Source organism: Sphingomonas sp. Leaf230, from assembly GCF_001421745.1.
Taxonomy (GTDB): Bacteria; Pseudomonadota; Alphaproteobacteria; order Sphingomonadales; family Sphingomonadaceae; genus Sphingomonas.
The window spans coordinates 43,095-66,342 of record NZ_LMKW01000013.1 but is presented as its reverse complement, the minus strand read 5'-3'; the positions used below and the strand labels follow the sequence as shown (position 1 = coordinate 66,342).

26 protein-coding genes and 1 pseudogene are annotated in these 23,248 nt (G+C 65.9%); 10 read left to right on the top strand and 17 right to left on the bottom strand.

The annotated features are described in order from the left end of the window. Position 1: 1 nt before the first annotated feature. Positions 2 to 1,092, bottom strand: a pseudogene (gene dprA, locus ASE82_RS17420) (DNA-processing protein DprA). Beyond that, positions 1,085 to 1,702: a glycerol-3-phosphate 1-O-acyltransferase PlsY gene (gene plsY / locus ASE82_RS17415; RefSeq protein ID WP_056066307.1), complete on the bottom strand. Its 618-nt coding sequence runs from the start codon at positions 1,700 to 1,702 to the stop codon at positions 1,085 to 1,087. Before plsY ends, dprA begins: the two are co-directional and overlap by 8 nt. Before the next feature lie 226 nt (positions 1,703 to 1,928). Between plsY and murI the strand changes: the two genes are divergently transcribed. Together murI and hemA are read left to right on the top strand one after the other, a co-directional pair. Beyond that, on the top strand, positions 1,929 to 2,717 hold the full coding sequence (murI, locus tag ASE82_RS17410; protein ID WP_056066304.1) for a glutamate racemase: 789 nt from the start codon (positions 1,929 to 1,931) through the stop codon (positions 2,715 to 2,717). Positions 2,718 to 2,853: 136 nt separating this feature from the next. After that, positions 2,854 to 4,116 carry a 5-aminolevulinate synthase gene (hemA, locus tag ASE82_RS17405; RefSeq protein ID WP_056066301.1) on the top strand — a complete coding sequence of 421 codons (1,263 nt, stop codon included), beginning with the start codon at positions 2,854 to 2,856 and terminating at the stop codon, positions 4,114 to 4,116. Between the two features lie 32 nt (positions 4,117 to 4,148). Here the strand turns inward: hemA and ASE82_RS17400 are convergent, their stop codons facing one another. From ASE82_RS17400 to ASE82_RS17380, 5 genes are all read right to left on the bottom strand, one after another. Beyond that, positions 4,149 to 4,631 (bottom strand): Uma2 family endonuclease, encoded by a 483-nt coding sequence (locus ASE82_RS17400; protein WP_056066300.1) that lies wholly within the window; start codon positions 4,629 to 4,631, stop codon positions 4,149 to 4,151. A gap of 123 nt (positions 4,632 to 4,754) precedes the next feature. Further along, on the bottom strand, positions 4,755 to 5,219 hold the full coding sequence (locus ASE82_RS17395; protein WP_056066297.1) for a DUF3429 domain-containing protein: 465 nt from the start codon (positions 5,217 to 5,219) through the stop codon (positions 4,755 to 4,757). Then, entirely contained in the window at positions 5,219 to 5,929 is a 711-nt protein-coding gene (locus ASE82_RS17390) for an anti-sigma factor (RefSeq protein ID WP_056066294.1), read from the bottom strand. The genes ASE82_RS17395 and ASE82_RS17390 overlap by 1 nt, the downstream gene beginning before the upstream one ends. Beyond that, positions 5,922 to 6,491 carry a sigma-70 family RNA polymerase sigma factor gene (locus ASE82_RS17385; protein ID WP_056066291.1) on the bottom strand — a complete coding sequence of 190 codons (570 nt, stop codon included), beginning with the start codon at positions 6,489 to 6,491 and terminating at the stop codon, positions 5,922 to 5,924. Before ASE82_RS17385 ends, ASE82_RS17390 begins: the two co-directional genes overlap by 8 nt. A gap of 10 nt (positions 6,492 to 6,501) precedes the next feature. Next, positions 6,502 to 6,927: a hypothetical protein gene (locus ASE82_RS17380; protein WP_156348945.1), complete on the bottom strand. Its 426-nt coding sequence runs from the start codon at positions 6,925 to 6,927 to the stop codon at positions 6,502 to 6,504. Between the two features lie 146 nt (positions 6,928 to 7,073). Between ASE82_RS17380 and rpiB the strand changes: the two genes are divergently transcribed. The 5 genes from rpiB to ASE82_RS19100 all read left to right on the top strand — a co-directional run bounded on the left by rpiB (position 7,074) and on the right by ASE82_RS19100 (position 10,837). Continuing rightward, positions 7,074 to 7,514 carry a ribose 5-phosphate isomerase B gene (rpiB, locus tag ASE82_RS17375; protein WP_056066285.1) on the top strand — a complete coding sequence of 147 codons (441 nt, stop codon included), beginning with the start codon at positions 7,074 to 7,076 and terminating at the stop codon, positions 7,512 to 7,514. Further along, the gene (gene glyA / locus ASE82_RS17370) at positions 7,511 to 8,821 is read left to right on the top strand and encodes a serine hydroxymethyltransferase (protein WP_056066282.1); all 1,311 of its coding nucleotides are present in this window, start codon (positions 7,511 to 7,513) and stop codon (positions 8,819 to 8,821) included. Before rpiB ends, glyA begins: the two co-directional genes overlap by 4 nt. Positions 8,822 to 8,826: 5 nt before the next feature. Beyond that, positions 8,827 to 9,006: a hypothetical protein gene (locus ASE82_RS17365; RefSeq protein ID WP_056066278.1), complete on the top strand. Its 180-nt coding sequence runs from the start codon at positions 8,827 to 8,829 to the stop codon at positions 9,004 to 9,006. After that, positions 9,007 to 9,471 (top strand): transcriptional regulator NrdR, encoded by a 465-nt coding sequence (nrdR, locus tag ASE82_RS17360; protein ID WP_056053297.1) that lies wholly within the window; start codon positions 9,007 to 9,009, stop codon positions 9,469 to 9,471. Between the two features lie 139 nt (positions 9,472 to 9,610). Beyond that, complete coding sequence (locus tag ASE82_RS19100; RefSeq protein ID WP_082441671.1) at positions 9,611 to 10,837, top strand: TrmH family RNA methyltransferase; 1,227 nt, start codon at positions 9,611 to 9,613, stop codon at positions 10,835 to 10,837. Between the two features lie 132 nt (positions 10,838 to 10,969). Here the strand turns inward: ASE82_RS19100 and ASE82_RS17350 are convergent, their stop codons facing one another. Then, positions 10,970 to 11,269 carry a chorismate mutase gene (locus ASE82_RS17350; RefSeq protein ID WP_056066274.1) on the bottom strand — a complete coding sequence of 100 codons (300 nt, stop codon included), beginning with the start codon at positions 11,267 to 11,269 and terminating at the stop codon, positions 10,970 to 10,972. A gap of 193 nt (positions 11,270 to 11,462) precedes the next feature. On the opposite strand from ASE82_RS17350, the gene rpsD reads away from it, so the two are divergent. Continuing rightward, positions 11,463 to 12,077 carry a 30S ribosomal protein S4 gene (rpsD, locus tag ASE82_RS17345; RefSeq protein WP_056053294.1) on the top strand — a complete coding sequence of 205 codons (615 nt, stop codon included), beginning with the start codon at positions 11,463 to 11,465 and terminating at the stop codon, positions 12,075 to 12,077. Positions 12,078 to 12,137: 60 nt separating this feature from the next. Here the strand turns inward: rpsD and ASE82_RS17340 are convergent, their stop codons facing one another. Beyond that, positions 12,138 to 14,111: an alpha/beta hydrolase family protein gene (locus ASE82_RS17340; RefSeq protein WP_056066578.1), complete on the bottom strand. Its 1,974-nt coding sequence runs from the start codon at positions 14,109 to 14,111 to the stop codon at positions 12,138 to 12,140. 223 nt (positions 14,112 to 14,334) lie between these two features. On the opposite strand from ASE82_RS17340, the gene ASE82_RS17335 reads away from it, so the two are divergent. Next, positions 14,335 to 15,912 (top strand): M28 family peptidase, encoded by a 1,578-nt coding sequence (locus ASE82_RS17335; RefSeq protein ID WP_235524788.1) that lies wholly within the window; start codon positions 14,335 to 14,337, stop codon positions 15,910 to 15,912. Continuing rightward, positions 15,913 to 16,893, top strand: coding sequence for an agmatine deiminase family protein (locus ASE82_RS17330; protein ID WP_056066272.1), 981 nt, complete (start codon positions 15,913 to 15,915; stop codon positions 16,891 to 16,893). It abuts the gene before it with no gap. 119 nt (positions 16,894 to 17,012) lie between these two features. On the opposite strand, the gene ASE82_RS17325 is transcribed toward ASE82_RS17330, so the two are convergent. From ASE82_RS17325 to ASE82_RS17295, 8 genes are all read right to left on the bottom strand, one after another. Continuing rightward, a complete protein-coding gene (locus ASE82_RS17325; protein WP_056066269.1) occupies positions 17,013 to 17,882 on the bottom strand; it encodes a class I SAM-dependent methyltransferase in 870 nt (289 codons plus the stop codon). After that, entirely contained in the window at positions 17,879 to 19,279 is a 1,401-nt protein-coding gene (thrC, locus tag ASE82_RS17320; protein WP_056066266.1) for a threonine synthase, read from the bottom strand. Before thrC ends, ASE82_RS17325 begins: the two co-directional genes overlap by 4 nt. A 132-nt stretch (positions 19,280 to 19,411) precedes the next feature. Further along, entirely contained in the window at positions 19,412 to 20,023 is a 612-nt protein-coding gene (locus ASE82_RS17315) for an SURF1 family cytochrome oxidase biogenesis protein (RefSeq protein WP_335337814.1), read from the bottom strand. Continuing rightward, positions 20,020 to 20,403, bottom strand: coding sequence for a DUF983 domain-containing protein (locus tag ASE82_RS17310; RefSeq protein ID WP_056066263.1), 384 nt, complete (start codon positions 20,401 to 20,403; stop codon positions 20,020 to 20,022). The genes ASE82_RS17315 and ASE82_RS17310 overlap by 4 nt, the downstream gene beginning before the upstream one ends. A 268-nt stretch (positions 20,404 to 20,671) precedes the next feature. Further along, positions 20,672 to 21,598 carry a cytochrome c oxidase subunit 3 gene (locus ASE82_RS17305; RefSeq protein WP_056066260.1) on the bottom strand — a complete coding sequence of 309 codons (927 nt, stop codon included), beginning with the start codon at positions 21,596 to 21,598 and terminating at the stop codon, positions 20,672 to 20,674. A 30-nt stretch (positions 21,599 to 21,628) separates the two neighbouring features. Further along, positions 21,629 to 22,180, bottom strand: a complete 552-nt coding sequence (locus tag ASE82_RS17300) for a cytochrome c oxidase assembly protein (RefSeq protein WP_056066257.1) — start codon at positions 22,178 to 22,180, stop codon at positions 21,629 to 21,631. Further along, entirely contained in the window at positions 22,180 to 22,329 is a 150-nt protein-coding gene (locus ASE82_RS19900; RefSeq protein ID WP_175518304.1) for a hypothetical protein, read from the bottom strand. The genes ASE82_RS17300 and ASE82_RS19900 overlap by 1 nt, the downstream gene beginning before the upstream one ends. Continuing rightward, positions 22,326 to 23,225, bottom strand: coding sequence for a heme o synthase (locus tag ASE82_RS17295; protein ID WP_056066254.1), 900 nt, complete (start codon positions 23,223 to 23,225; stop codon positions 22,326 to 22,328). Before ASE82_RS17295 ends, ASE82_RS19900 begins: the two co-directional genes overlap by 4 nt. Positions 23,226 to 23,248: the final 23 nt, after the last annotated feature.

Here is a 23,248-nt window from a genome sequence, read left to right as displayed (position 1 = left end):
ATCAGCGCAGGCTGGCTCGGCCGCCCGCATGACGTTCCAGATGGCCGCCGAGTTCGAGTTCGAGCAGCACGGTTTGGACGACCGCCGGGCTCAGGTGCGACTGGCGGATGAGTTCGTCGATCGTCACCGGTACGGGGCCGAGCAGGTCGGTGATCCTGCGGCGGTCGGTATCGGTCGCGTCTTCCGGGGGCGAGGCGGCGTAGGCATCGATCGGCGAGCGCACGGATCGCGGGTCGAACGGCCGGATCTGTTCGAGGATGTCGGCCGCGGATTGCACCAAGGTGGCGCCTTCGCGGATGAGCAGGTTGCAGCCTGCGCGCGGGGATCTAGCGGGCTGCCGGGGACGGCCATGACTTCGCGGCCGGACTCGTTGGCGAGCCGGGCGGTGATGAGCGAGCCCGACTTGGGAACAGCCTCGACCACCACCGTGCCGATCGCGAGGCCGGCGATAATGCGGTTGCGTGAGGGGAAGTTGCGCGCCTTGGGCTCGGTGCCGGGGGGCTGTTCGGCGAGCAGCAGGCCGTCGGTGGCGATTCGCTCTTGCAACGCGGTGTTGTCGGGCGGGTAGGCGATGTCGATGCCGCTGGCGATGACGCCGATCGTGGTGCCGCTCGAACCGCCGCCGAGCGCGCCGATGTGCGCGGCGGTGTCTATGCCACGGGCCAGGCCGGAAACGATGGTGGCGCCCTCCTCGGCGAGTTGCAGCGCGAGCTGACGGGCGAAGCGGCAGGCGGCGGCGGAGGCGTTGCGCGCGCCGACCATGGCGATGCAGGGGCGGCTGGCGTGGGCGATGTCGCCGCGCAGGATGAGGGCCGGGGGGGCGGTCTCGATTTCGGCGAGCAGGCGGGGATAGTCGGGGTCGTCGAGGAAGAGGTAGCGGGCGCCGAGCTTGACGGTGGCGGCCATTTCGCGCTCGGCCAGCGCAGCGTCGGCAATCCTGGGGGCACGCCCGCCGCCGCGCTGGGCGAGCATGGGGAGCGCTTCGATGGCGGCGTCGGCGCTGCCGAAGCGGGCGATGAGTTGGCGATAGGTGACCGGTCCGATCCCGGTCGTGCGGATAAGCCGAAGTCTTGAGACCGTCGGGTCAGTCACCCGGTGGTCGTTTAGAGCGGCCGATGCGTGGCTCGGTGCCGGAGAACAGGCGATCGACGTTCTCGCGGTGCTTCCACAGGACGATCAGCGCGAGTGCGAGGAGCAGCAAAACGAGATCGAAGCGACCGAACAGGGCCGCGGCAAATGGCGCGCTGAGGGCTGCGGCCATGCCGGCGACCGAGGAGATGCGCAGGCCAGCGAGCAGGCCGAGCCAGACGACCGCGTAGACCAGCCCGAGCGGCCAGTGGAGCGCGACGACGATGCCCATGAGCGTGGCGACGCCCTTGCCGCCCTTGAACTTCAGCCAGACGGGGTAGCAATGACCGATGAACGCGCCGGCCGCCGCGAGCAGCGCATTGCCGGGGAACAGGTGCGCCACCAGCAGCACGGCGACCGCACCCTTGGCCATGTCGAGCAGCAGCGTGGCGGCGGCGAGTCCCTTCCGTCCGGTGCGCAGGACGTTGGTCGCGCCGATATTGCCTGAGCCGATCGTCCGCAGATCACCCGCGCCGCCGAGCCGAGTCAGGATGACGCCGAACGGGATCGAGCCGAGCAGATAGCTCAGCACGAGCGATAGCGTGGGCGCGACCCAGAGAATTTCCGTCTGCAACTATGTCCCCCGTTCTGGACGGGCTTATAGGCTACGCGGGGCTGACGGCAAATGGCGCCGTTGGGCATCGATCTCCAAACCATCCGTCATTCTGACGAAAGTCAGGACCGAGAGCCACGAAGGACGACGCTCGCTACCCTGGGTCCTGACTTTCGTCAGGATGACGAGGCGGGGCGGGGGCGACGGGGACTGGTTTGCACGGGCCGATCCGGCCTAAGGACCGCGCATGGACACGCGCCCCATCCTGTTTTTCGATTCCGGTGTCGGCGGGTTGTCGATCGTTGGGCCGGCGCGTGCCGCGCTACCCGACGCGCCGTTCGTCTACGCCGCCGACTCGGCCGGGTTTCCCTACGGGACCAAGAGCGAGGCGGAGATCGCGGCGCGGGTGCCGGTGTTGCTCGGGCGGTTGGCGGAGCGGTATCGGCCGCGGCTGATCGTGATCGCGTGCAATACGGCCTCGACGATCGCGCTGCCGGTGGTGCGCGCGGCGCTCGACCTGCCGGTAGTGGGGACGGTGCCGGCGATCAAGCCGGCCGCGCTGCTTTCGAAGACGCGGACGATCGGCGTGCTGGGGACCGAGGCAACGGTGCGGCAGGCGTATGTCGATGATCTGGCGGCGAAGTTTGCGGGCGATTGTACGGTGCTGCGTTACGGCTCGGCGGCTCTGGTCGAGATGGCCGAGGCGAAATTGCACGGCCGAGTCGTCGCGCCGGAACGTTATGCAGCGGTGCTAGACGGCTTGTTTTCGCAACCCGGTGGCCATTCGATCGACGTGATCGTCAATGCCTGCACGCATTTTCCACTGGTGGAGGCGGAGCTTGCAGCCGCTGCTCCGGGTGTGCGCTTCGTCGATGGTGGACCGGGGATCGCGCGGCGGATCGTGCATCTCATGCAGGGCGAATCATGGTCGGGAGCTGGGGAGGGCGTTGCCGTCTTCACCCGGTTGGGCGACGAGGAGCGCGCGCTCGGACCGGCGTTGGCGGCGCGCGGGTTTGGCAGGATCGAGCAGCTTTAAGCGCTGACCTGGGACAATGTGCCACCTTGCGTCGCGGCCGCATCGTGGCAATGTGCAGCCAGGATGAGGAAAGCGATCACCGTAAGAGCGGTATTGCGCTGGAAACGAGTGAAAGCGAGGCGTAGTGCCCAAGGCCATGATTAGCGACGGCATTCCGGCAACGGATTCGATCAAGGGTCCGCGAGTCGATTATTCGCGCGTTTTCACGCAGGCGATCGACCGATTGCATGCCGAAGGGCGCTACCGCGTGTTCATCGACATCCTCCGCAACAAGGGCGCGTTTCCGAACGCACGCTGCTTTGCCGGGCATAACGGTCCGAAGCCGATCACGGTGTGGTGCTCGAACGATTATCTCGCGATGGGCCAGCACCCCAAGGTGATCGCGGCGATGGAAGAGGCGTTGCACGACGTCGGCGCGGGCTCGGGCGGCACGCGCAACATCGGCGGCAACACGCATTACCATGTCGATCTGGAAGGCGAACTCGCCGACCTGCACGGCAAGGAAGCGGCTTTGCTGTTCACGAGTGGCTACGTTTCGAACGAGGCTACGCTGGCAACGTTGGCGAAGGTGCTGCCGGGCTGCATCATCTTTTCCGACGAACTGAACCACGCGTCGATGATCGCGGGCATACGCAATTCGGGCTGCGAGAAGCGGGTATTCCGCCACAACGACCTCGCGCATCTCGAAGAGCTGCTCGCGGCCGAAGATCCGGCGGCGCCGAAGCTGATCGCGTTCGAGAGCGTGTATTCGATGGAGGGCGATATCGCGCCGATCTCGGCGGTGTGCGACCTTGCCGACCGTTACAACGCGCTGACCTATTGCGACGAAGTCCACGCGGTCGGGATGTATGGCGCGCGCGGCGGCGGCATTTCGGAGCGGGACGAGGTCGCGCACCGGATCACGATCCTTGAGGGGACGCTGGGCAAGGCGTTTGGCGTGATGGGGGGCTATATCGCTGCCGATCGCACGATCGTCGACGTGATCCGTTCGTATGCGCCTGGGTTCATTTTTACGACGTCGTTGTCGCCGGTACTGGTCGCGGGCGTGCTCGCGAGCGTGCGGCATCTGAAGAGCTCGAGCGTGGAGCGCGAGGGGCAGCAGGCTTCGGCGGCGATGCTGAAGGCGATGCTGAAGGACGCCGGGCTGCCGGTGATGATCGGCGACACGCATATCGTGCCGCTGATGGTCGGCGATCCGGTCAAGGCGAAGAAGATCAGCGACGTGCTGCTCGCCGAATACGGCGTGTACGTGCAGCCGATCAACTATCCGACAGTGCCGCGCGGTACCGAGCGCCTGCGATTCACGCCGGGACCTGCGCATACCGAGGCGATGATGCGTGAGCTGACCGATGCGCTGGTGGAAATCTGGAGCCGGCTGGACCTGCGCAAGGCGGCTTGAGGCTGGCCCCGCTCATTGCGGGGCGGCACTGGTTAGTCGATCGTGATCGCGCCATCAGTACCGGGCACGTCTAGCGTTTCGCCGAAACCTACCGAATGGAACCGCGTGTAATCGCCTTCCAAAGGGTTGGCGTAGACATGGACAACGCGCCGAATGCCATCGACTACCCAGTAGTGCGGAATGCGGCCGCGCGCGTAGGCGAAGCGCTTCATCGTGGTGTCGCGAGCTACCGACGTTTCTGCGACCTCGATCACGAGCAGAAGGTCGTCGGCGATGAGCAGGCGATTGCCTTCCACGGGTTCGCGCAACACGGCCACGTCGCAGCCTATTACGGTGGCGTCGTCGAGATCGATGCCAACCCCACCCGTTATCCGCGTCTCCGGTAGCAACCGCGAAAGACGGATGCCGATCTTGGCTTGTCGCGCGGCGTGCCCCGCCAGCGGCAAGTCCATCCGTTCGAGTTTCCCACCGACCAGTTCGATCTTCATGCCGTCGAATGCGCCGGACTCACCCATGCGCAAGAACTCGGCGGTCGTAAAACGCGCCTTGGCTTGTCGGTCGGGACAGAGACTTCTGGCCGATGAGTTCATGCCCAATTCGTACCACGAACCAGCTGCCCATACGACTCGCGAGCGGGATTAAAGCGCCGCGGCCAGCATCGTCAGAACGCCCAGGCCGAGCGACAAGGGCATGCGCAATTTCATCCAGCCGGGCGGCGCGATGCCGGCTTTGACGAGCGCACGGTCGACGAGCAGCGCGGCGATCAGGCTGATGCCGAGCACGACCAGCGAGGGACCGGGCCAGCGCAGGCCGACCATCCAGGGCCAGGCGGTGGCCAAGGCGATGAGCGACGGCGCGACGCTCGCGAACCAGAGCCAGCGCGGTGGCGAGTCGGTGCGCGCGGCGAGACCCCACCAGAGGCCTCCGAGGAAGCTCAGGATGATCGCGGCATAGGCGTAAGCGATCGCCAGCGCGGAGAACCGGCTTTGCGGATCGCCGCTCAGCAGCAGCGCGACCGCCGCGAGTTGCGGTAGGAGTCCGCTCAGCCCGAGCAGGCGCGCGATTGGCGGAATGCCGCCAGTCGCGGCGGGTCGCTTGGTCATCAGACGCGCGCGACCACGCCGGTGGCGACGACCGGGCCGGTCGGCAGGCCGGTCGGCGAGCCGCCGAGCGGCTCGACCGAGATCGCCAGCGTCGCGCCGGGGGTTATGCGACCGCGGTCGACGCCCTTGGGTGCCAGCGAGGTCGGGCGGCCCGAGAGCAAGCCGAGCGAATGGGGTACGCCGTCGCCGCCGATCACCCAGAGCTGCGCGACACGGGCGTCCGGAACGCCGGGGCCTGCCGCGACGCGGAGCGCGCCGTTTGCGGGATCGTAGACTGCGGCGACGGGCGACTTCGCATCGCCTAGCATCGCGACGAGCACGCTGGTCGGCCGCGCGACGGGGATCGGTTGCGAGACGGGCACGGTCGGTTCGGGGCGGACCATGACGAACAGCAACAGCGATGCGGCGATCGCGCTGGTGGCTGCGGCGAGCGCGGGCCATGCGAAGCGGCGCGTTTGCGCGGGGGCTGGCGTTCCATCGAGGCTGGCTTCGATCCGGGCGGCGAGATGCGGCGGCGCGGCGTGTTCGGGCCAGAGGTAGAACAAGACAGCGAGGCGCGACCGCCACCATTCGACCTGCGCGGCGAAACCGGGCTCGGCGAGCACGCGGCGCAGCGCTGCCCCGCGCTCCTCGCCTTCGAGCAGGCCGAGTGCGAGTTCGGCGGCCGCCACATCCTCAGGCACACCGGTATCGGGGGTCGGATCAACCATCGAGGCAATCCTTCAGGCGGGCGAGGCCGCGGCGGACCCAGCTCTTCATTGTGCCCAGCGGCACGGCCCGCTTGATCGCGAGTTCGGCGTAGGTGATGCCGTCGAAGAACGCGGTGCGGATCGCATCGCGTTGCTGTGGCTCCAGGCCTTCGAGGCACTCGATCAGTTCGCGCGACGACTCGCTGGCCAGCATGCCAGCCTCGGCGCCCTCGCCGGGGTCGGCTACGTCGGGCGCGTCGTCGAGCGGACTGGCGCGGCGGACGCCCTGCGCGCGCTGCCAGTCGATGGCGCGGTTGCGCGCGATCGTCGCCAACCAGGTTATCGGGCTCGCGCGGCCGGGTTCCCAGGCGCCGGCGCGTTTCCAGATCGTGAGATAGACCTCGTGCAGCACATCCTCCGCGGCTTGGGCGTTGCCACAGATACGGTGGGTGATCCCGAAAAGCTTCGCGCTGGTCAGCGTATAGAGTTCGCGAAACGCGTCGCGGTCCTCCTGGCCGGTGCGCAGCAGCACTTCGGAAAGGTGTGCGCGGGCGGCGTCGGCGTTGGCATGTGCGATAGTCACGGGCGGGAACCTAGCGGCTAAGTCCGTCGCGGCAATAGCCTTCGCCGGGCTTGACGGTAAGGCAATCGGTTTTGCGAGCGAGGTATTTGAGCCCGGTCGCGTCGCCGTTGGTCGGGCGCAGCGTTTCTCGGACGCCCCCACGATCGAACGCTATCGTATCGCCGGTCGCGATGCCGTCGAACTTGCCCTTGTTGTCGAGGTCCCACTGCATGGTCAGTGCGTAGTGGCCGGCGGTGGCGGTCGGGGCGACGTCGAGGACCATGCCTTCGACGCCGATCCAGCGACCGGTGTAGTCGGGCGTCGGTTTAGCCTTGGGAGCGGCGACCTTGCGTTCGACCGATCCGGCGGACGTCATGTTGCCGTCGCTCCTGGTATCGGGGGCCGGGCCGGAACATGCGGTCAGCGCGGCGGTGGCAAGCAGAGTGAGGGCCTTCATTAATGTCTCCTTCACGGTCTCGTTCGACGTCATTCCCGACCTTAACGCGTCATCCTGACGAAAGCGCCCGCGAACAGGTGTGGCAAATTCCGGCCCGGGGGGGTAGGGGGCTGGGCACTCGATCCCCCGTCACAGGATTACGCCAGGTGCGCATCGCCATCGCGTCCGATCACGCCGCCGTTTCGTTGAAAGCGGTGCTCGCCGCTTGGCTGCGCGAGGCAGGGTATGACGTGCTCGATCTCGGTCCCGAAGGCACCGACAGCGTCGATTATCCCGATTACGGGTTCAAGCTCGCGTCGGCGATTGCCGATGGTAGCGCCGAGCGCGGCATCGCGCTGTGCGGCTCCGGGATCGGCATTTCGATTGCCGCCAACCGCAATCCCGCCTGCCGCTGCGCACTCGTCTCCGAACCGCTGTCGGCGAGCCTTGCGCGCATCCATAACGACGCCAACGCCATCGCGATGGGGGCGCGCCTGATCGGCGAGGAAATGGCCAAGGCGTGCGTCGAAGCTTTCCTGTTCGCCGATTTCGCCGGCGGCCGTCATCAACTCCGTGTCGATAAACTTTCCACAAAGGTCCCCGCATGAGCACTCAGCCCCGCGAACTCCACGACGTCCAGCCCGACGGCTTTTTCACGCGCGGCCTCGCCGATGCGGACGCTGCCGTATTCGCCGGCGTCGCTGCCGAACTGGAACGCGAGCAGACACAGATCGAGCTGATCGCGTCGGAGAACATCGTCTCGAAGGCGGTGCTCGAGGCGCAGGGCTCGGTGTTTACGAACAAATACGCCGAGGGCTATCCGGGCAAGCGCTATTACCAGGGCTGCGCGCCGTCGGACGTTGTCGAGACGCTCGCGATCGAGCGCGCCAAGCAGATTTTTGGCTGCGGGTTCGTCAACGTGCAGCCGCATTCGGGTGCGCAGGCGAACGGCGCGGTGATGCTGGCGCTGGTCAAGCCGGGCGATACGATTCTCGGCATGAGCCTCGATGCGGGCGGTCACCTGACGCATGGCGCGAAGCCGGCAATGTCGGGCAAGTGGTTCAACGCCATTCAGTACGGCGTTGACGCGACCACGCACCTGATCGACTATGACCAGGTCGAGGCGCTGGCGATCGAGCATCAGCCGAAACTGATCATCGCGGGTGGTTCGGCCTATCCCCGCGTCATCGACTTCGCGAAGTTCCGTGCGATCGCGGACAAGGTCGGCGCGTATTTCATGGTCGACATGGCGCATTTCGCCGGGATCGTCGCGGCAGGTCTGCACCCGACGCCGTTCGGCCACGCGCATGTCGTGACCACCACCACGCACAAGACATTGCGAGGCCCGCGCGGCGGCATGATCATGACCAATGACGAGGCGATCGCGAAGAAGATCAGCTCGGCGGTGTTCCCGGGGCTGCAGGGCGGGCCGCTAATGCACGTGATCGCGGCGAAGGCGGTCGCGTTCGGCGAGGCGCTGCAGCCCGACTTCAAGAGCTACATCGCCGCCGTGGTCGAGAACGCGAAGGCGCTCGCGGCGACGCTCAAGGAGCGCGGTTCGGACGTCGTCTCGGGCGGCACCGACACGCATCTCGCGCTGATTGATCTCACCCCGCTGGGGATCACCGGGCGCGATGCGGACGAGGCGCTCGAGCGCGCGGGGATCACCTGCAACAAGAACGGCATCCCCAACGATCCGCTGCCGCCGGTGAAGACGAGCGGCATCCGTGTCGGCTCGCCCGCGGGTACGACGCGTGGGTTCGGCCCGGCGGAGTTCCGCGAGATCGGTAACATGGTCGCCGACGTGCTGGACGGCCTTGCGAAAAAGGGCGAGCATGGGGACCCGGAGGTCGAGGCGGACGTTCGGACGCGTGTTCGTGCACTGTGCGCGCGCTTTCCGATCTATCAAGGATAAACAGCATGTCGAAGTTCGACGACGTCCAGAACGACATCAAGGCAACCCCGGGCCTCGGCAAGAGCATGGCCAAGTGGAGCGCACTCGGCGCGGTCGTGGCGATCCCGGTGCCGATCGTGGGCCCGATCTTCGGCGCACTCGCGGGCGCGGGCTACGCGTACTACAAGGGCAAGAAGAAGGTCTGAATGCGCTGCCCCTTCTGCGGACATGAAGACAGCCAGGTAAAGGACAGTCGCCCCACTGAAGACGGGGCGGCGATCCGCCGTCGGCGCCAGTGCGAAGGGTGCGCCGCGCGTTTCACGACGTTCGAGCGGATCCAGTTGCGCGAGCTGTTCGTGTTGAAGAGTGAGGGGCGGAGAGAGCCGTTCGACCGGGAGAAGCTGCTCCGGTCGTTATCGATTGCGACGCGAAAGCGGGCGATCGAGCCGGGGCGGATCGAGAAGCTGGTGAGTGGTATCCAGCGTCGGCTGGAGACTCTTGGCGAGAACGACGTCACGTCGAAGCGGATCGGGGAAATGGTGATGGACGGGCTCAAGGGGCTCGATTCCGTGGCGTATATCCGGTTTGCGAGCGTGTATCGGGACTTTAGCGAGGCCAAGGACTTCGAGGCTTTTGCCGGGAGTGTGGAGGAGGTTGGGCGGGCGGAGTGATGCGCTCCCTTATTTGTCCTTCGATACGGACCGATGGCAGCATCGTAAACTTTACCTTATCGACGGTTCCTCATCCCTCTTCCGTTCGTCCTGAGTAGGGACTGAGCACGGCGAAGGCCCGTATCGAAGGACAGGTTGCATGAGCTTTTACGCCTACATGCTCCGCTGTTCCGACGGCAGTTACTATATCGGCCACACCGACTCGCTCGAGCGCCGGATCGCGCAACATCAGCACGGCGAGCTTCCTGGATACACGCACAAACGGCGCCCGGTGACGCTGATGTGGTCGCAGGATTTTCCAAGCCGCATCGAGGCATTGGAGGCCGAGCGTCAGTTGAAAGGCTGGACGCGGGTGAAGAAGGAAGCGCTGGCAGCGGGGGATTGGGACGCGGTACGCTTACTCTCGCGCAAATCCTTCGATACGGGTCTTCGGCTTCGCTCAGCCCCTACTCAGGACGAACGGGGTTGGGTGGATGAGCGGGATGGTTTGGATGTGCACGATGGATTGGCCGAGCCGGACGACTTTGGTGAGCTTGGCGAGATTGGTGGATTTGGCGACGTGATTGACGAAAACATGATTGGTACGGACGCGGCTGGGGACAGCGATGTGCTTGCGGATGGCGATGGGGCGGTTGGAGCTCCACCCCCCGTCATCGTCCTAGTCCGCCCCCAACTCGGCGAGAACATCGGCAAGGCCGCGCGCGCCATGCTGAACTTCGGGCTCGCCGAAATGCGCTTAGTCTCCCCCAGAGACGGCTGGCCCAACCCCTCCGCCGGCCCAGCCGCCAGCGGCGCCGACATCGTCCTCCAGAACGCCAAGGTCTACGACAGCGTCGCCGCCGCCACCGCCGACTGCGCGCAAGTGTTCGCCACCACGGTGCGGAAACGCGGCGTGACCAAGCCGGTCGTCACCCCAGAACAGGCGTCGACCGAGATCCACGCCGCCCCCGGCCGTTCCGCGATCCTGTTCGGGCCCGAGCGCTCCGGCCTCGAAACCGACGACGTCGCGGTAGCGCGGACGATCATCACGGTGCCGATCAACCCGGAGTTCGGCTCGCTCAACCTTGCCCAGGCGGTGATCCTGGTCGCGTATGAATGGTCGAAGGGGCTGACCGCCGAGCGCGAGCTGTCGCAGCCGTCGATCAACCCAATCATGCCGCCTGCGCCGCAGGAGGAGCTCGACGGGATGATCGGGCAGCTCGATGCGATGCTGATGGGGGCGGGGTTCTTCCATCTGCCCGACAAGATGCAGTCGACGCGGCGGACGCTGCGGACGCTGCTGACAAAGCCGGGCTGGTCGAGCCAAGAGATACGGACTCTCCGCGGGGTGCTGTCGTCGTTGGGGGGGAAGAAGCCGCGGGTCTAAGTTTCCGACTGACCCACCAGCCTCCGTTCGCCCCTCTTTCCGTTCGCCCCTTTTTCCGTTCGTCCTGAGCGAAGTCGAAGGGTGTGCCCCAAGCAAAGGTGCTTCGACTTGGCTCAGCACGAACGGGTGGGGTTAGCGGCGGTCGAACGCAGCTAGCTCATACGCGATCGAGGCTTCGACCAGCGTCTCCCACAGGTCCGCAACCACCGCGTCCGGCAGGCCGAGCTTCACCGCCTCGGCGCGCGCGTTCTCGATCACCTGCGTCTTCCGCGCCTCATCCCGCACATGCCCCCGCTCCGGCTTGATGCGCGCGGCGGCGTCCATATAGGCGAAGCGCTTGGCGAGCAGCGCGACCAGGTCGCGGTCGAGCGCGTCGACGCCGGCGCGGACCTCAGTCATGGTGGTGCAGTCGGGTCCGGATAGAATGGTCATGCGCCGCCTCTTGCCCAGCCGTCCGCAGCCTGTCCAGCTTGACTCGCGACCCCTCTCCGTCTAGGCGCCCGCCTTCGCAATGGCCCTGCACCCCGGTGAAGCGGTGGCCCTGCCTTGTCCGGACCTTGTGTCTCACGACGACCAGCAGAGCGATACCGGGACCAACGTTGTTTGCATTTGCAAAGGTTATACTATGTCGAAGCGTCAAAGCGCGAAGTACAAGCTCGATCGCCGTATGGGCGAGAACATCTGGGGTCGTCCCAAGTCGCCCGTCAACAAGCGCGAATATGGCCCGGGCCAGCACGGCCAGCGCCGCAAGGGCAAGGTCAGCGATTTCGGTATCCAGCTGCGCGCCAAGCAGAAGCTCAAGGGCTATTATGGCGACGTGACCGAGAAGCAGTTCCGTGCGTGCTACCACGAGGCTGCGCGTCTGAAGGGCGATACCTCGCAGAACCTGATCGGCCTGCTTGAGCAGCGCCTCGACATGATCGTCTACCGCGCCAAGTTCGCGCCGACGATTTTCGCGGCCCGCCAGATCGTCTCGCACGGCCACATCCGCGTCAACGGCGTGAAGTGCAACATCGCCTCGCGTCGGTGCTTCGTCGGCGACGAGATCACGCTGGGTTCGAAGGCGCAGGAAATGGCGCTGGTGATGGAAGCCCAGAGCCTCGCCGAGCGCGAGATCCCCGACTATGTCGCCACCGACGGCGCGGCCAAGGTCACCTTCACGCGCGTCCCGACGCTCGACGAAGTGCCCTACCCGGTGAAGATGGAACCGAACCTCGTCGTCGAATTCTACTCGCGCTGATCTTTCGGTACGATCGTTATACGAAAAAGGGCGGTCCTGCGAGGCCGCCCTTTTTTCGTTCTACATCCCCAGCGACGTCCGCAGGAACGCATCGGCCTTGGTCAGCATAGCGGTACGCGCGACATCGTCGTCGAGCTGGTGATCGAGACCGGAGAACTCGACCAGTTCGACCTTGCCACCCGCGCCCCGCAGCTTGGCCGCCATCAATCGCGATTCACCGATTCCGACGTTGCGATCCCGATCGCCGTGGAACAGCAGTACGGGCACCTTGATCTTGTCGGCGTTGCGCGCGGGCGATCCCGCCTGTATATGCGCACCATGCCCGATGAACGTGTCGACCTGGGCGAAGGCCGTAAAGCCCCGCGACTCCTCGCGCAACGCGTCCAGATCTGTCACCGGCGCAATGCCGATGACCGCCTTGAACAGGCCAGGATCGAGCACCGCCGATTGTAGCGCTGCATAGCCGCCATAGGACCAGCCGACGATCGCAAGCTTGTCCGGCGCCGCAATCCCTTGCGACATCAGCCAGCGTCCGGCATCGTTGACGTCGCCGATCGCAGTCCGCCACGACTGGAAGCCGTTTTTCTGGAACCATGCCGACCCATAGCCGGTCGAACCCCGGAAGTTTGGCTGCAGCACAGCAAAACCGCGCGCCGCGAAATATTGCGAGAGCCAGTCGAACCCCCATTCGTCGCGTGAGCCCGGCCCGCCGTGCGGCATGACGATCGCGGGCAACCCCTTGCCAGTACCGCCAATGGGCAAAGTCAGATAACCGGGAATCATCGTGCCATCCGCGGCGCGAAAGGTGATCGACTGGACGCTGGCGAGTGTCGTCTTCCCCAACTCCGGACGTGACGGCGCAACTTCGCCCATCTTGTTGGTCGTCCGATCCAACAGATAATAGCGGCCCGGATCGACGTCGCTGCCGGCGAACAGCAACAGCTTGGTCTCGTTCGCGTTCGCGTCGACGAACGTGATCAGCGGCCTGCCGGGCAAGGCCTTGCGTAACGACGTGGCGAGCTTTTGCAGCGTAGGATCAAAGAATTCGACTTCGCGGCGGTCGGTTGCGTAGGCAGCACCCACCACCCGGTTCTGTCGACCCAACCGGATCAACTGGTCGACGTCGACATCCGGGCGTGCAAGTACGAGATCGCGCTTGAGGCTGCCGTCTAGCGCGATTTTGTACAGCGCTTGCCGGCCGTCCCTGTCGTCGAAGCCGTATGCGACGTTCAGCGCGGGATCGATGGCGTAGGGATCGAACCCGCTCTTGCCACCACTGACAGTACTGGCGACCTGACTTAACGGCTGCCAAGCGCGATCACCGGCCTTGCGGTATGAATAGATCACCTTCGCACCGTCATAGCCTCCACTGGTCATGGCCCGCGAGCCAACGATCCGGACGGAACCCTGGCCGTCGCTGATATATTCAATGGCATTCGCACGGGCCGGCTCGACGACCCGTCTTGTCAGCGTGACGGTGTCGATCCGCTCGACGCCCAAGCCAACCGCCGAACGGGCCAGGAGCGTGCCGATCATCGCCTCGGGTACGAACTTGCGGGTCATCAGCACGGCACCCTCCGCGCCGTCTGCAGTCCAGTCGATGACGTTGCCGCCGTCTTGCATGATACCAAGCGAGCGTTCGTTCGTGCGTGCGCTCAGGATCTTTCTGTTGCCGCCATTGCTGTCGATGGCGAGCGCCCGGCTGAAGGCAAGCAGATCGGTTCCGGTATGTGCGGTAGTGATGAACCGGCAGACGAGGCGCGTATTGGTCGACCAGCGGCAATCCCTCAGGCTTTCGGGGTCGCCGGAGGACGACAGGATCGGGTCGGCGATCTTCCCTCCGACCATGTCGGCGATGCGCAGCATGGCGCCGCGACCCTTCATCGGCACGATCATGGCGATGTGCGTACCGTCGGGCGAGAGGCTCAACTGCTGGATTTCACGAGCGCCGAACGCTGCTTCTGTCGAAATGACCGCCGCGGCATCCTGCGCTGCCGCGGCTACCGGCAGCGCCAAGACGGCCGGTAGCGTCATCATTTTCCAGACCGAACTGCTCGCGCGCAACCCGCCAAGATATCGCATCCTCGTCGCTCCCCAAAGCCCCTGCCCCACATCCTATCGAAGCCGGACAGCACGGCAAGCGATGCTTGCGCGGTGCCGGCGCCGCTGCCAAAACGTGCGGCATCTCTTTGGGGGAATGACCTTGCGCGCTGCCATCCTGCCTCTCCTGCTGCTTGGGACCGCTGCGTCCGCGCAGATGTCTCCCGCGATTTCGGTCGAGACGTTGAAGACCGTCACGCAGGTGCTGGCGTCGGACGCGTATGAAGGCCGCGCGCCGACCACGCCTGCGGAGGCCAAGACGGTTGCGTATATCGTCGAGCGGATGAAGGCGGCGGGGCTGAAGCCCGGCAACAAGGGGTCGTGGACGCAGGACGTGCCGATGGTGGAGATCACCGCGGGCAACGTCGCACCGTTCACCTTCACCGGTGGCAAGGCACCCGTCAGCCTCGCCTATCGCACCGACATGGTCGCGGGCACCTATCGCGTGGCGCCCAAGTCCGCGGTGGCTAACAGCGACGTGGTATTCGTCGGCTACGGCATCACCGCGCCCGAAAAGGGTTGGGACGATTATGCCGGCACCGACGTGAAGGGGAAGACGGTGGTCATCCTCATCAACGATGCCGACTGGCAGACGATGTCGCGCGAGGGGCCGTTCGAGGGCCGCGCGATGACGTGGTACGGGCGCTGGCCGTACAAGTTCGAGAACGCGGCCAGGCACGGCGCGGCGGCGGCGATCATCGTTCATGATACCGAACCGGCGGCGTATCCGTGGGCGGTGGTCCAGTCCTCCTGGACCGGGCCGCAGCTCGAACTGGACGAGAAGGGCGATCATCTCGACCAGTCGCAGATCGTCGGCTGGATGCAGAAGCCGGCGGCGGAGCGCGTGTTCGCGAGCGCGGGCAAGGATTACGCGACGCTGGCGGCGGCGGCGAAGGTAAAGGGGTTCAAGGCGGTACCGCTCGGGCTGAAGTTCGGCGGCGGGTTCGACAACACGATTCGGCGTCAGGCATCGAAGAACGTCATCGGCGTGCTGCCGGGGACGGCGGCGCCGAACGATTACGTGATGTATTCGGCGCATTGGGATCATCTCGGGCGCTGCGACGCGGTCGATGGCGACGACATCTGCAACGGTGCTTTGGACAACGCGAGCGGCGTTGCCGGATTGGTGGCGCTGGCGGAGGCTCAGGTGAAGGCAGGACCAGCCAAGCGTTCGATTGCGTTCCTGGCAGTGACGGCGGAAGAGTCCGGACTGCTGGGGTCGCGCTATTATGCCGAGCATCCGATCTATCCGCTGGCGCATACCGTCGGTGGCGTGAACATGGACGGCTTGAACATCGGTGGGCGCGCGAAAGACTTCGTCCTCGTCGGTGCGGGCAAGTCTGAGATCGAGGACCTCGTGAAGCCGTTCGTCGCTGCCGAGGGGCGCGTGATCGGGACCGAGGCGAATCCCGAGCGCGGCAGCTATTACCGGTCCGATCATTTCAGTTTCGCCAAGCTGGGCGTGCCGATGCTCGATGGCGGTAGCGGCGAGGACCTCGTCGTCGGTGGCACGGCGGCGGGGCATGCGGCGCGCGAGGATTATGTCGCGCATCGCTATCACAAGCCGGCGGACGAATATGACGCCAAGTGGGACTGGTCGGGTGCCGTCGAGGACCTGACGATCTATTACGGGCTTGGGCGGAAACTCGCGGACGATACCAGTCTGTGGCCGAACTGGTATAAGACCGCCGAATTCCGCGGCATCCGTGACCGCGATCGCGCAGGAGCCAAGTAAGTGACCCCGACGACTACCGCAGTCTCTACCCCCGCCGAATGGGCGCGCCACAAGGCCGTCTGGATCGGCTTTCCGAGCCATGCGGACCTGTGGCTTGAGGATCTCGAGCCCGCGCGGGACGAGGTCGTCGCGTTTGCCAAGACGGTGCACGCCGGCGGCAATGGCGAGACGGTGATCCTGGTCGCGGCCGATGTCGGATCGGCGACCACCGCCAAGAAGCTGGCCCCGTTCGCGGACGTGGTGGTCGAGCCGTTCGGCGATATCTGGCTGCGCGATACCGCGCCGATCATCGTCGGCGACGGCAGCGCGCGGGACTTCCGGTTCAACGGCTGGGGCGGGAAGTACGACCTGCCCGGCGACGACACGATCGGGCTGCGGCTGGCGGAAAGCCGGCACACGCGGGTCGAGGCGTGCGACTGGGTGCTGGAAGGCGGCGCGATCGATGGCGATGGTACCGGGACGGTCGTCACGACGCAGCAGTGCCTGCTCAACCGCAACCGCAATCCGTCGCTGAGCAAAGCGGAGATCGAGGCGCGGCTGGCGTCCGATCTCGGCTACACCCGCGTGGTGTGGCTGGGGGACGGGCTGGTCAACGATCACACCGACGGCCATGTCGACAATCTGGCGCGGTTCGTCGGTGAGGGGCGCGTGGCGATCCCGAAGGCGACCGACAACGATCCGAACTGGCAGGTGTACCAGAACGCCGCGCGAGACGCCGAGGCGGCCGGGCTGGAGGTCGTGACGATTCCGTCGCCGGGGCGCGTGCTGCGCGACGAGGAGGTCGTGCCGGCGAGCTACATGAACTTCTACATTGGCAATGCCGCGGTCGTGGTGCCGTTGTATGGGGCCGAGAACGACCAGGCGGCGGTGGTGGCGATCCAGGCGCTGTTCCCGGACCGTGAGGTGGTTGGCCAGCGTGCGGATCATATTTTGACGGGCGGCGGGAGCTTCCACTGCATCTCCCAGCAGATTCCGGGGTGATACTGCTCCCCTCCCTGAAGGGAGGGGCTTGGGGTGGGGCAGTTTGAGGCGGGTGTCTGCGCCAGCCAATCGGCCGACCCACCCCTAACCCCTCCCTTCCAGGGAGGGGGATGCCTGTATCAGCGGCTCCAGCGGGCCCAGATTGCCGTCGGCAATACCAGGCCGCGGGCCTCTTCGCGGACGCCGAGTTCGCCGACTTCGATCTTGCCGGGGAGGTCTGCAAACACTTGGTTCAGCAGTCCGCCGATCGCCAGAGCGGACATCCGCACCGCGTAGACCGTCAGGAACAGGAAGCGGGAGTTCTCGTCGAGCAGCTTGCGGCAGTCGGCGATCAGCTTCGGCAGATCCTCCTCGAGCCGCCAGACCTCACCTTCCGGCCCACGCCCGTATTTCGGCGGATCGAGCAGGATTCCGTCATACCGCCGCCCACGGCGAACCTCCCGCGCGACGAACTTCGCCGCATCATCCGTCATCCAGCGGATCGGCGCGTCGGCCATGCCAGACAGTTTCGCGTTCGCCTTGGCTGCCTCGACCGACTTCTTCGACGCATCGACATGCACCATGCGGACGCCCTTGGTCGCCATCGCCAGCGTGCCGACGCCGGTATAGCCGAACAGGTTCATGCATTCGGGCGAGTCGAGCCCCGCGACGCGCTCGCGCATCCAGCTCCACACCGGCGCCATGTCGGGGAAGAAACCGAGGTGGCGGAACGGGGTGGTTTGCGCGGTGTAGGACACCTCGTTCCACTTGAGCGTCCAGCCTTCGCGGGGGACGGGCTCGGAGAATTCCCAGCGGCCGCCGCCGTCCTCGTCCGAGCCGGGGACGAATACGCCCTGCGCCTGCCAGTCGGTCGAGGCAGGCGCCCACATCGCCTGCGGCTCGGGGCGGATGAAGCGGAAGCGGCCATAGCGCTCGAGCTTCTTGCCGTGACCCGAGTCGATCAGGCCGTAATCCGCCCAGGGTTCGCCGATAAGGGTATGCAGCTTCATGCCGACGGCTTCGCGCGCTCGGTGATGTAGGCGGTGATCGCCTCGAACGTCGCCGGCAGCGTGGCGTAGCGCTCCTCGCGGTCGAACAGGTCGCCGACGCGGGTGGGCAGCGAGGGGCGGACGCCGGTGGCGCGCTCGACCGCGTCGCCGAACTTGGCGGGGTGCGCGGTGGCGAGCGTCACTATGGGGACGCCGGCGGGGACTTCGGTGCGCAGCGCTGCGGCGAGGCCGATCGCGGTGTGCGGATCGATCACCTGGCCCGCGTGCTCGTGTGCCCAGCGCATCGCCAAGGTCATGTCGTCGAGGTCGATGCGCTCGCTCTGGAAGAGGGCGGAGGCACCCTGCGACTGCGCGTTGGTAAGGCGCATCGCACCCGAGGATTCGAAGCCGGCCATCTGTGCGGCAAGCGCGGCACCGTCGCGGTCGCCGAGGTCGAACAACAGGCGTTCGAAGTTCGAGCTGACCTGGATGTCCATCGACGGCGTCGGAGTCTGCTGGACGCCGCCCTTCGAATAATCACCGGTGCTGAGCGCGCGGTGGAGGATGTCGTTGACGTTGGTCGAAACGACCAGCTTCGCGACGGGGAGGCCCATCTTCGCTGCGACATAGCCGGCGAACACGTCGCCGAAATTGCCGGTCGGGACCGCGAACGCGACCTCGCGGTCAGGTGCGCCCAGGCGGACGGCAGAGTAGAAGAAATACACCACCTGCGCCATCAGGCGGGCCCAGTTGATCGAGTTGACCGCCGATAGTGCGAACTTGGTCGAGAAGGCGCGGTCGTTGAACATTGCCTTCACCAGCGCCTGCGCATCGTCGAAGCTGCCTTCGATGGCGATGTTGTAGACGTTGGGGCTGAGCACCGTGGTCATCTGGCGGCGCTGGACGTCGGAGATCCGGCCGACCGGGTGGAGCATGAAGATGTCGATCCCCTCGCGCCCTGCGACCGCGTCGATCGCCGCCGAGCCGGTGTCGCCGCTGGTCGCGCCGACGATCGTCAGGCGCTTGTCGGTGCCGGTGAGGAAGCGCTCGAAGAAGAGGCCAAGCAGCTGGAGCGCGACGTCCTTGAACGCCAGCGTCGGGCCGTGGAACAGCTCGAGGAGCCACTGGTCGTGGTCGAGCTGCACCAGCGGTGTCACGGCTGCGTGCGAGAACCGGCCATAGGCCTGTTCGCAGAGCGACTTCAGTTCCTCGCGCGGGATCGCGTCGCCGACGAACGGGGCCATCACGGCGACCGCGGTGTCGACGTACGACAGGCCCGCGAGTGCGGCGATCTCGTCGCGGGTCATCGTCGGCCACGCGTGGGGGAGGTAGAGGCCGCCATCGGAGGCGAGGCCGGCGAGCGTCGCCGCTTCGAAATCGAGGATGGGCGCCGAGCCGCGGGTGCTGATGTAACGCATGGCCAAGCGGTTAGCGAATGGGCGGTGAGGCGACAAGCTGCCCGCGCTTTCCGTTTTCCTGCGAACGCAGGAATCCAGGGTTACGGAGGAATGCGCGCGGTACCCTGGACTCTTGCGTTCGCAGGAGAACGGCTAGCGAGGCTGTCGGCGGAGCGCGAGCGTGTAGATGATCGCGGCGATGGCGGCGAAGAAGAACCATTGGCCGGCATAGGCGAGGTGATTGTTCGGGACCGACGCGATGTCGGGCTTGCCGTTCGGGTTGAGACCCGCCTGTGGGGTATCAGCGACCAGCATCAAGCGCTGCGGGGTGTGATCGAACAGCGATCCGATCAGCGAGCGGCCGTCGGGCGCGTGGCTGATGTAGCCGGAGACTTCGCCGCCGGACCAGTTCACCTTGGCCATTGGGTCGCGCGTAGTGCCGAGTTGGACGATCATGCCAGGGCCTTCCGCGCCCGTGCGGCACTCGGCGATCGCGCGGAAGCCGGATTTGCCGGCGCCGGCAAGCTTGATGTCGGTTGGCTGGAGGCAGAGGCCGGAGGCGCGGCGGAACAGGAGCGTCTCGTCGGGGAAGCGCGGAAACGCCATTGGCGGCTTGGCGGGGTTGGCGGCGAGCTGCACGAGGAACGCTTCCTTTTTGGGGAGGCGATCGAGCAGTTGCCACAGGCCGAGGCCGATCATCGCTGCGATCGCGAGCGTGACGAGGATGGTCGGGATGACGGGTATGCGTCGTGCGGTGCGGGTCACGGGTTGATTCGGCCTTCGCGGGCTGCGTTGCGGTATTCGGCGGACATGAGCGCGCCCTTCGCTGCTCTTAGGGACAGCACGACTCCGCCGGCGGTGAAGGGGATCCAGATCAGCATGTGCAGCCAGAGCGGCGGGTGGGCTTTGAGTTCGAGCGTGATCGCGAGCGCGACGACTAGCGCGCCGAGGATCAGAGTGAGAAACGCGGCGGGGCCATCGCCGACGTTGAACTTGCTGAAGTCGAGCCCGCAGTTCGGGCAGCGGTCGGCGAAGTTGGACCATTTGGCGAAGAGCGTGGGCTTGCCGCAGCGGGGGCAGAGGCCTTTCAGCGCGACCTGCGCGATCGTGGGGGCGGTGGCGAGGGGGTATTGGTCTTCGGTCACGCCGTCAGGTCCTCCATACCTTGTATCCCCGCGAAGGCGGGGATCCAGACTGGGCTCCCGCCTTCGCGGGAGAACAAGGTTGGAGTGCGAGCGTCGACTTGCAGCAGTGCATTACCAGCAAACGCCACCCCGGCGGAGGCCGGGGCCCAGTTGGGGGACGGTTCTAACCGAGGACAGCGCTTAGTTACTGCGACCTTGCCAACTGGGCCCCGGCCTTCGCCGGGGTGGTGCCTGCCGGGGTGGTGGCTCACCCCAAAACTAGCAAAGCTCAACCGCCGTGGACGGGGGCGCCCCAGCCGCCCCAGACGTAGACGGTGACGAACAGGAACAGCCACACGACGTCGACGAAATGCCAGTACCACGCCGCCGCCTCGAAGCCGAAGTGCTGGCGCGGGGTGAAGTCGCCGCGGTACGCGCGGACCAGGCAGACGATCAGGAAGATCGTGCCGATCAGGACGTGGAAGCCGTGGAAGCCGGTCGCCATGAAGAACGCTGCGCCGTAGTTGATGCCCTTGAACGGGAACGGTGCGTGAACGTACTCGTACGCCTGGATCGAACTGAACAGCGCGCCGAGTATCACCGTCAGCCACAGGCCCTTGAGCACGCCGTCGCGGTTACCGACGCCGATCAGGCCCCACAGCCCGGTCTTCTCGCCGCCGCGCTGGTTGTGGATCAACGCATGATGCGCCCACGTCACGGTGGTGCCCGAGGTCAGCAGGATCAGCGTGTTGAGCAGCGGGAGTTCAAACGGGTTGATGACCGTCAGGCCCTTCGGAGGCCACTGCGCGACGATCGCCGCGCCGCCCTCGACTGCGCGGGTGACCGTGCCGTCGGCAAAGGTCATCGCGGTCGGGAACAGCGAGAAGTCGAAGAACGCCCAGAACCAGCCGACGAAGAACATCACTTCGGAGGCGATGAACAGGATCATGCCGTAGCGGAAATGGAGCTGGACGACGGGGGTGTGGTCGCCCGCATGCGCTTCCTTGATGACCTGCGCCCACCAGCTGTAGAAGGTGAAGAGCAGCCCGGTCAGGCCGATGAAGAAGATCCAGCCGCCGCCATTGGGCTTGTCGACATGGCCGCCGTGCATCCACATGATGCCGCCGACCGCCATGATCAGCGCCGAGAACGAGCCGACCAGCGGCCAGATGCTCGGCGGCAGGATGTGGTAATCATGGTTCTTGGCGCCGGCCATCGGTACTCCCCTATTTTCTTTGGCGACGTTCTAGCTGGCTGTTTTCGCAGAATCCACCGGGTAAAACGTATAGCTGAGCGTGATCGTCTGGATATCGGCCGCATCCGGGTCCGTCAGGATCTTCGGATCGACAAAGAAGATCACCGGCATCCGCGCGGTCTCGCCGGGTTTCAGCGTCTGCTGCGTGAAGCAGAAGCATTGGATCTTGGTGAAATACTTGCCGGCCTGCGCGGGCTGGACGTTGAACGTCGCGGTGCCGGTGAGCGGCTTGTTCGACCTGTTCGTGGCGGTGAAAAACGCCATGTCGCGCGCGCCGATATCGACCGTGTCCGAGCGGTTCTCGGGCGTGAACTTCCACGGCAGCTTGGGGCTGACGTTGGTGTCGAAGTCTATCGTGATCTTGTGGTCGACCGCGCCGGGGGCGGCCAGCCCGCGGTTGGTAGTGCCGTTGAGCCCGGTCGCGGCGCAGAACAGCCGATAGAGCGGCACGCTGGCCCAGGCGAGCCCGGTCATGAAACAGATGAAGAGCACCGCGAGTGCCGCGGTACGGTTGGTGCGCGACATGGCCTTCCAGCCAGCCATTAGTGCGGCATCCCCGCGCGGATCTTGGCGATCGAGATCGCGAAGACGAGGATGACGAACGCCCCAAGCAGTATGGCCATGACGCGCGCGCGACCGCGTTGACGGCTGCGGATGAGATCTTCCTCGCGGATGGGATCGGGAATGCTCATGCGAACCACCGGTCGACGACCAGCGCGCCGAACATCACGAACAGATACAGGATCGAGTATTTGAACAAGGCCTTCTCCGGTTTCATCGCATCGTCGGCATGCGTGGTGCGCTTCGCGACGCGGACCGCGAGCAGCGCGAACCAGCCGGTAAGCAGCACCGCGGCGATGCCGTAGATCGGCCCCGTCAGCCCGAGCGGCCAGGGCAGAATCGCGACCGCCGCCATCGGGATCGTGTAAAGCCCGATCTGCGTCCGCGTGGTGCGCTCGCCCGACACGACCGGGAGCATCGGCACGCCCGCGGCGGCATAATCGCTCTTCATGAACAGCGCGAGCGCCCAGAAATGGGGTGGCGTCCAGAGGAAGACGAACAGGAACAGCAGGACGGGGAGCAGCGCGATGTCACCGGTCGCCGCGGCCCAGCCGATCAGTGGCGGGAACGCGCCGGCGGCACCACCAATGACGATGTTCTGCGGCGTGCGGCGCTTCAGCCAGACGGTGTAGACGAGGACGTAGAACAGGATCGAAACGGTCAGGATCGCCGCGGCAACGATGTTGACCGCGACGCCCATGAACAGGACCGAGAACGCGCCGAGACCTACGCCGAAATGGAGCGCCGCCTGACGGTCCATCCGGCCGTCGGGGAGCGGTCGCTTCTGCGTGCGCCGCATGACCGCGTCGATGTCCGACTCGTACCATTGGTTGAGCGCGCCCGCCGCGCCGGCGCCGAGCGCGATGCAGAGGATGGCTGTGAAGCCGATCACCGGATGCACCGACGTTGGCGCGGCAAGCATGCCGCATAGCCCGGTGAAGACGACGAGCGTCATCACGCGCGGCTTGGTCAGCGCAAGGAAATCGCGCCAATGCGCCGGTGGCAGGAGGGGGGGGGCAGGAGTCATGGTTCGGGTACGCTATACGCGTT

Bases quoted from the DNA above. Each gene is read 5' to 3' on its own strand.
- murI (WP_056066304.1), top strand. From the start codon at position 1,929: ATGGACACGCGCCCCATCCTGTTTTTCGATTCCGGTGTCGGCGGGTTG.
- hemA (WP_056066301.1), top strand. From the start codon at position 2,854: ATGATTAGCGACGGCATTCCGGCAACGGATTCGATCAAGGGTCCGCGA.
- ASE82_RS17400 (WP_056066300.1), bottom strand. From the start codon at position 4,631: ATGGGTGAGTCCGGCGCATTCGACGGCATGAAGATCGAACTGGTCGGT.
- ASE82_RS17395 (WP_056066297.1), bottom strand. From the start codon at position 5,219: ATGACCAAGCGACCCGCCGCGACTGGCGGCATTCCGCCAATCGCGCGC.
- ASE82_RS17390 (WP_056066294.1), bottom strand. From the start codon at position 5,929: ATGGTTGATCCGACCCCCGATACCGGTGTGCCTGAGGATGTGGCGGCC.
- ASE82_RS17380 (WP_156348945.1), bottom strand. From the start codon at position 6,927: ATGAAGGCCCTCACTCTGCTTGCCACCGCCGCGCTGACCGCATGTTCC.
- glyA (WP_056066282.1), top strand. From the start codon at position 7,511: ATGAGCACTCAGCCCCGCGAACTCCACGACGTCCAGCCCGACGGCTTT.
- ASE82_RS17365 (WP_056066278.1), top strand. From the start codon at position 8,827: ATGTCGAAGTTCGACGACGTCCAGAACGACATCAAGGCAACCCCGGGC.
- nrdR (WP_056053297.1), top strand. From the start codon at position 9,007: ATGCGCTGCCCCTTCTGCGGACATGAAGACAGCCAGGTAAAGGACAGT.
- ASE82_RS19100 (WP_082441671.1), top strand. From the start codon at position 9,611: ATGAGCTTTTACGCCTACATGCTCCGCTGTTCCGACGGCAGTTACTAT.
- ASE82_RS17350 (WP_056066274.1), bottom strand. From the start codon at position 11,269: ATGACCATTCTATCCGGACCCGACTGCACCACCATGACTGAGGTCCGC.
- rpsD (WP_056053294.1), top strand. From the start codon at position 11,463: ATGTCGAAGCGTCAAAGCGCGAAGTACAAGCTCGATCGCCGTATGGGC.
- ASE82_RS17340 (WP_056066578.1), bottom strand. From the start codon at position 14,111: ATGACGCTACCGGCCGTCTTGGCGCTGCCGGTAGCCGCGGCAGCGCAG.
- ASE82_RS17335 (WP_235524788.1), top strand. From the start codon at position 14,335: ATGTCTCCCGCGATTTCGGTCGAGACGTTGAAGACCGTCACGCAGGTG.
- ASE82_RS17325 (WP_056066269.1), bottom strand. From the start codon at position 17,882: ATGAAGCTGCATACCCTTATCGGCGAACCCTGGGCGGATTACGGCCTG.
- thrC (WP_056066266.1), bottom strand. From the start codon at position 19,279: ATGCGTTACATCAGCACCCGCGGCTCGGCGCCCATCCTCGATTTCGAA.
- ASE82_RS17305 (WP_056066260.1), bottom strand. From the start codon at position 21,598: ATGGCCGGCGCCAAGAACCATGATTACCACATCCTGCCGCCGAGCATC.
- ASE82_RS17300 (WP_056066257.1), bottom strand. From the start codon at position 22,180: ATGGCTGGCTGGAAGGCCATGTCGCGCACCAACCGTACCGCGGCACTC.
- ASE82_RS19900 (WP_175518304.1), bottom strand. From the start codon at position 22,329: ATGAGCATTCCCGATCCCATCCGCGAGGAAGATCTCATCCGCAGCCGT.
- ASE82_RS17295 (WP_056066254.1), bottom strand. From the start codon at position 23,225: ATGACTCCTGCCCCCCCCCTCCTGCCACCGGCGCATTGGCGCGATTTC.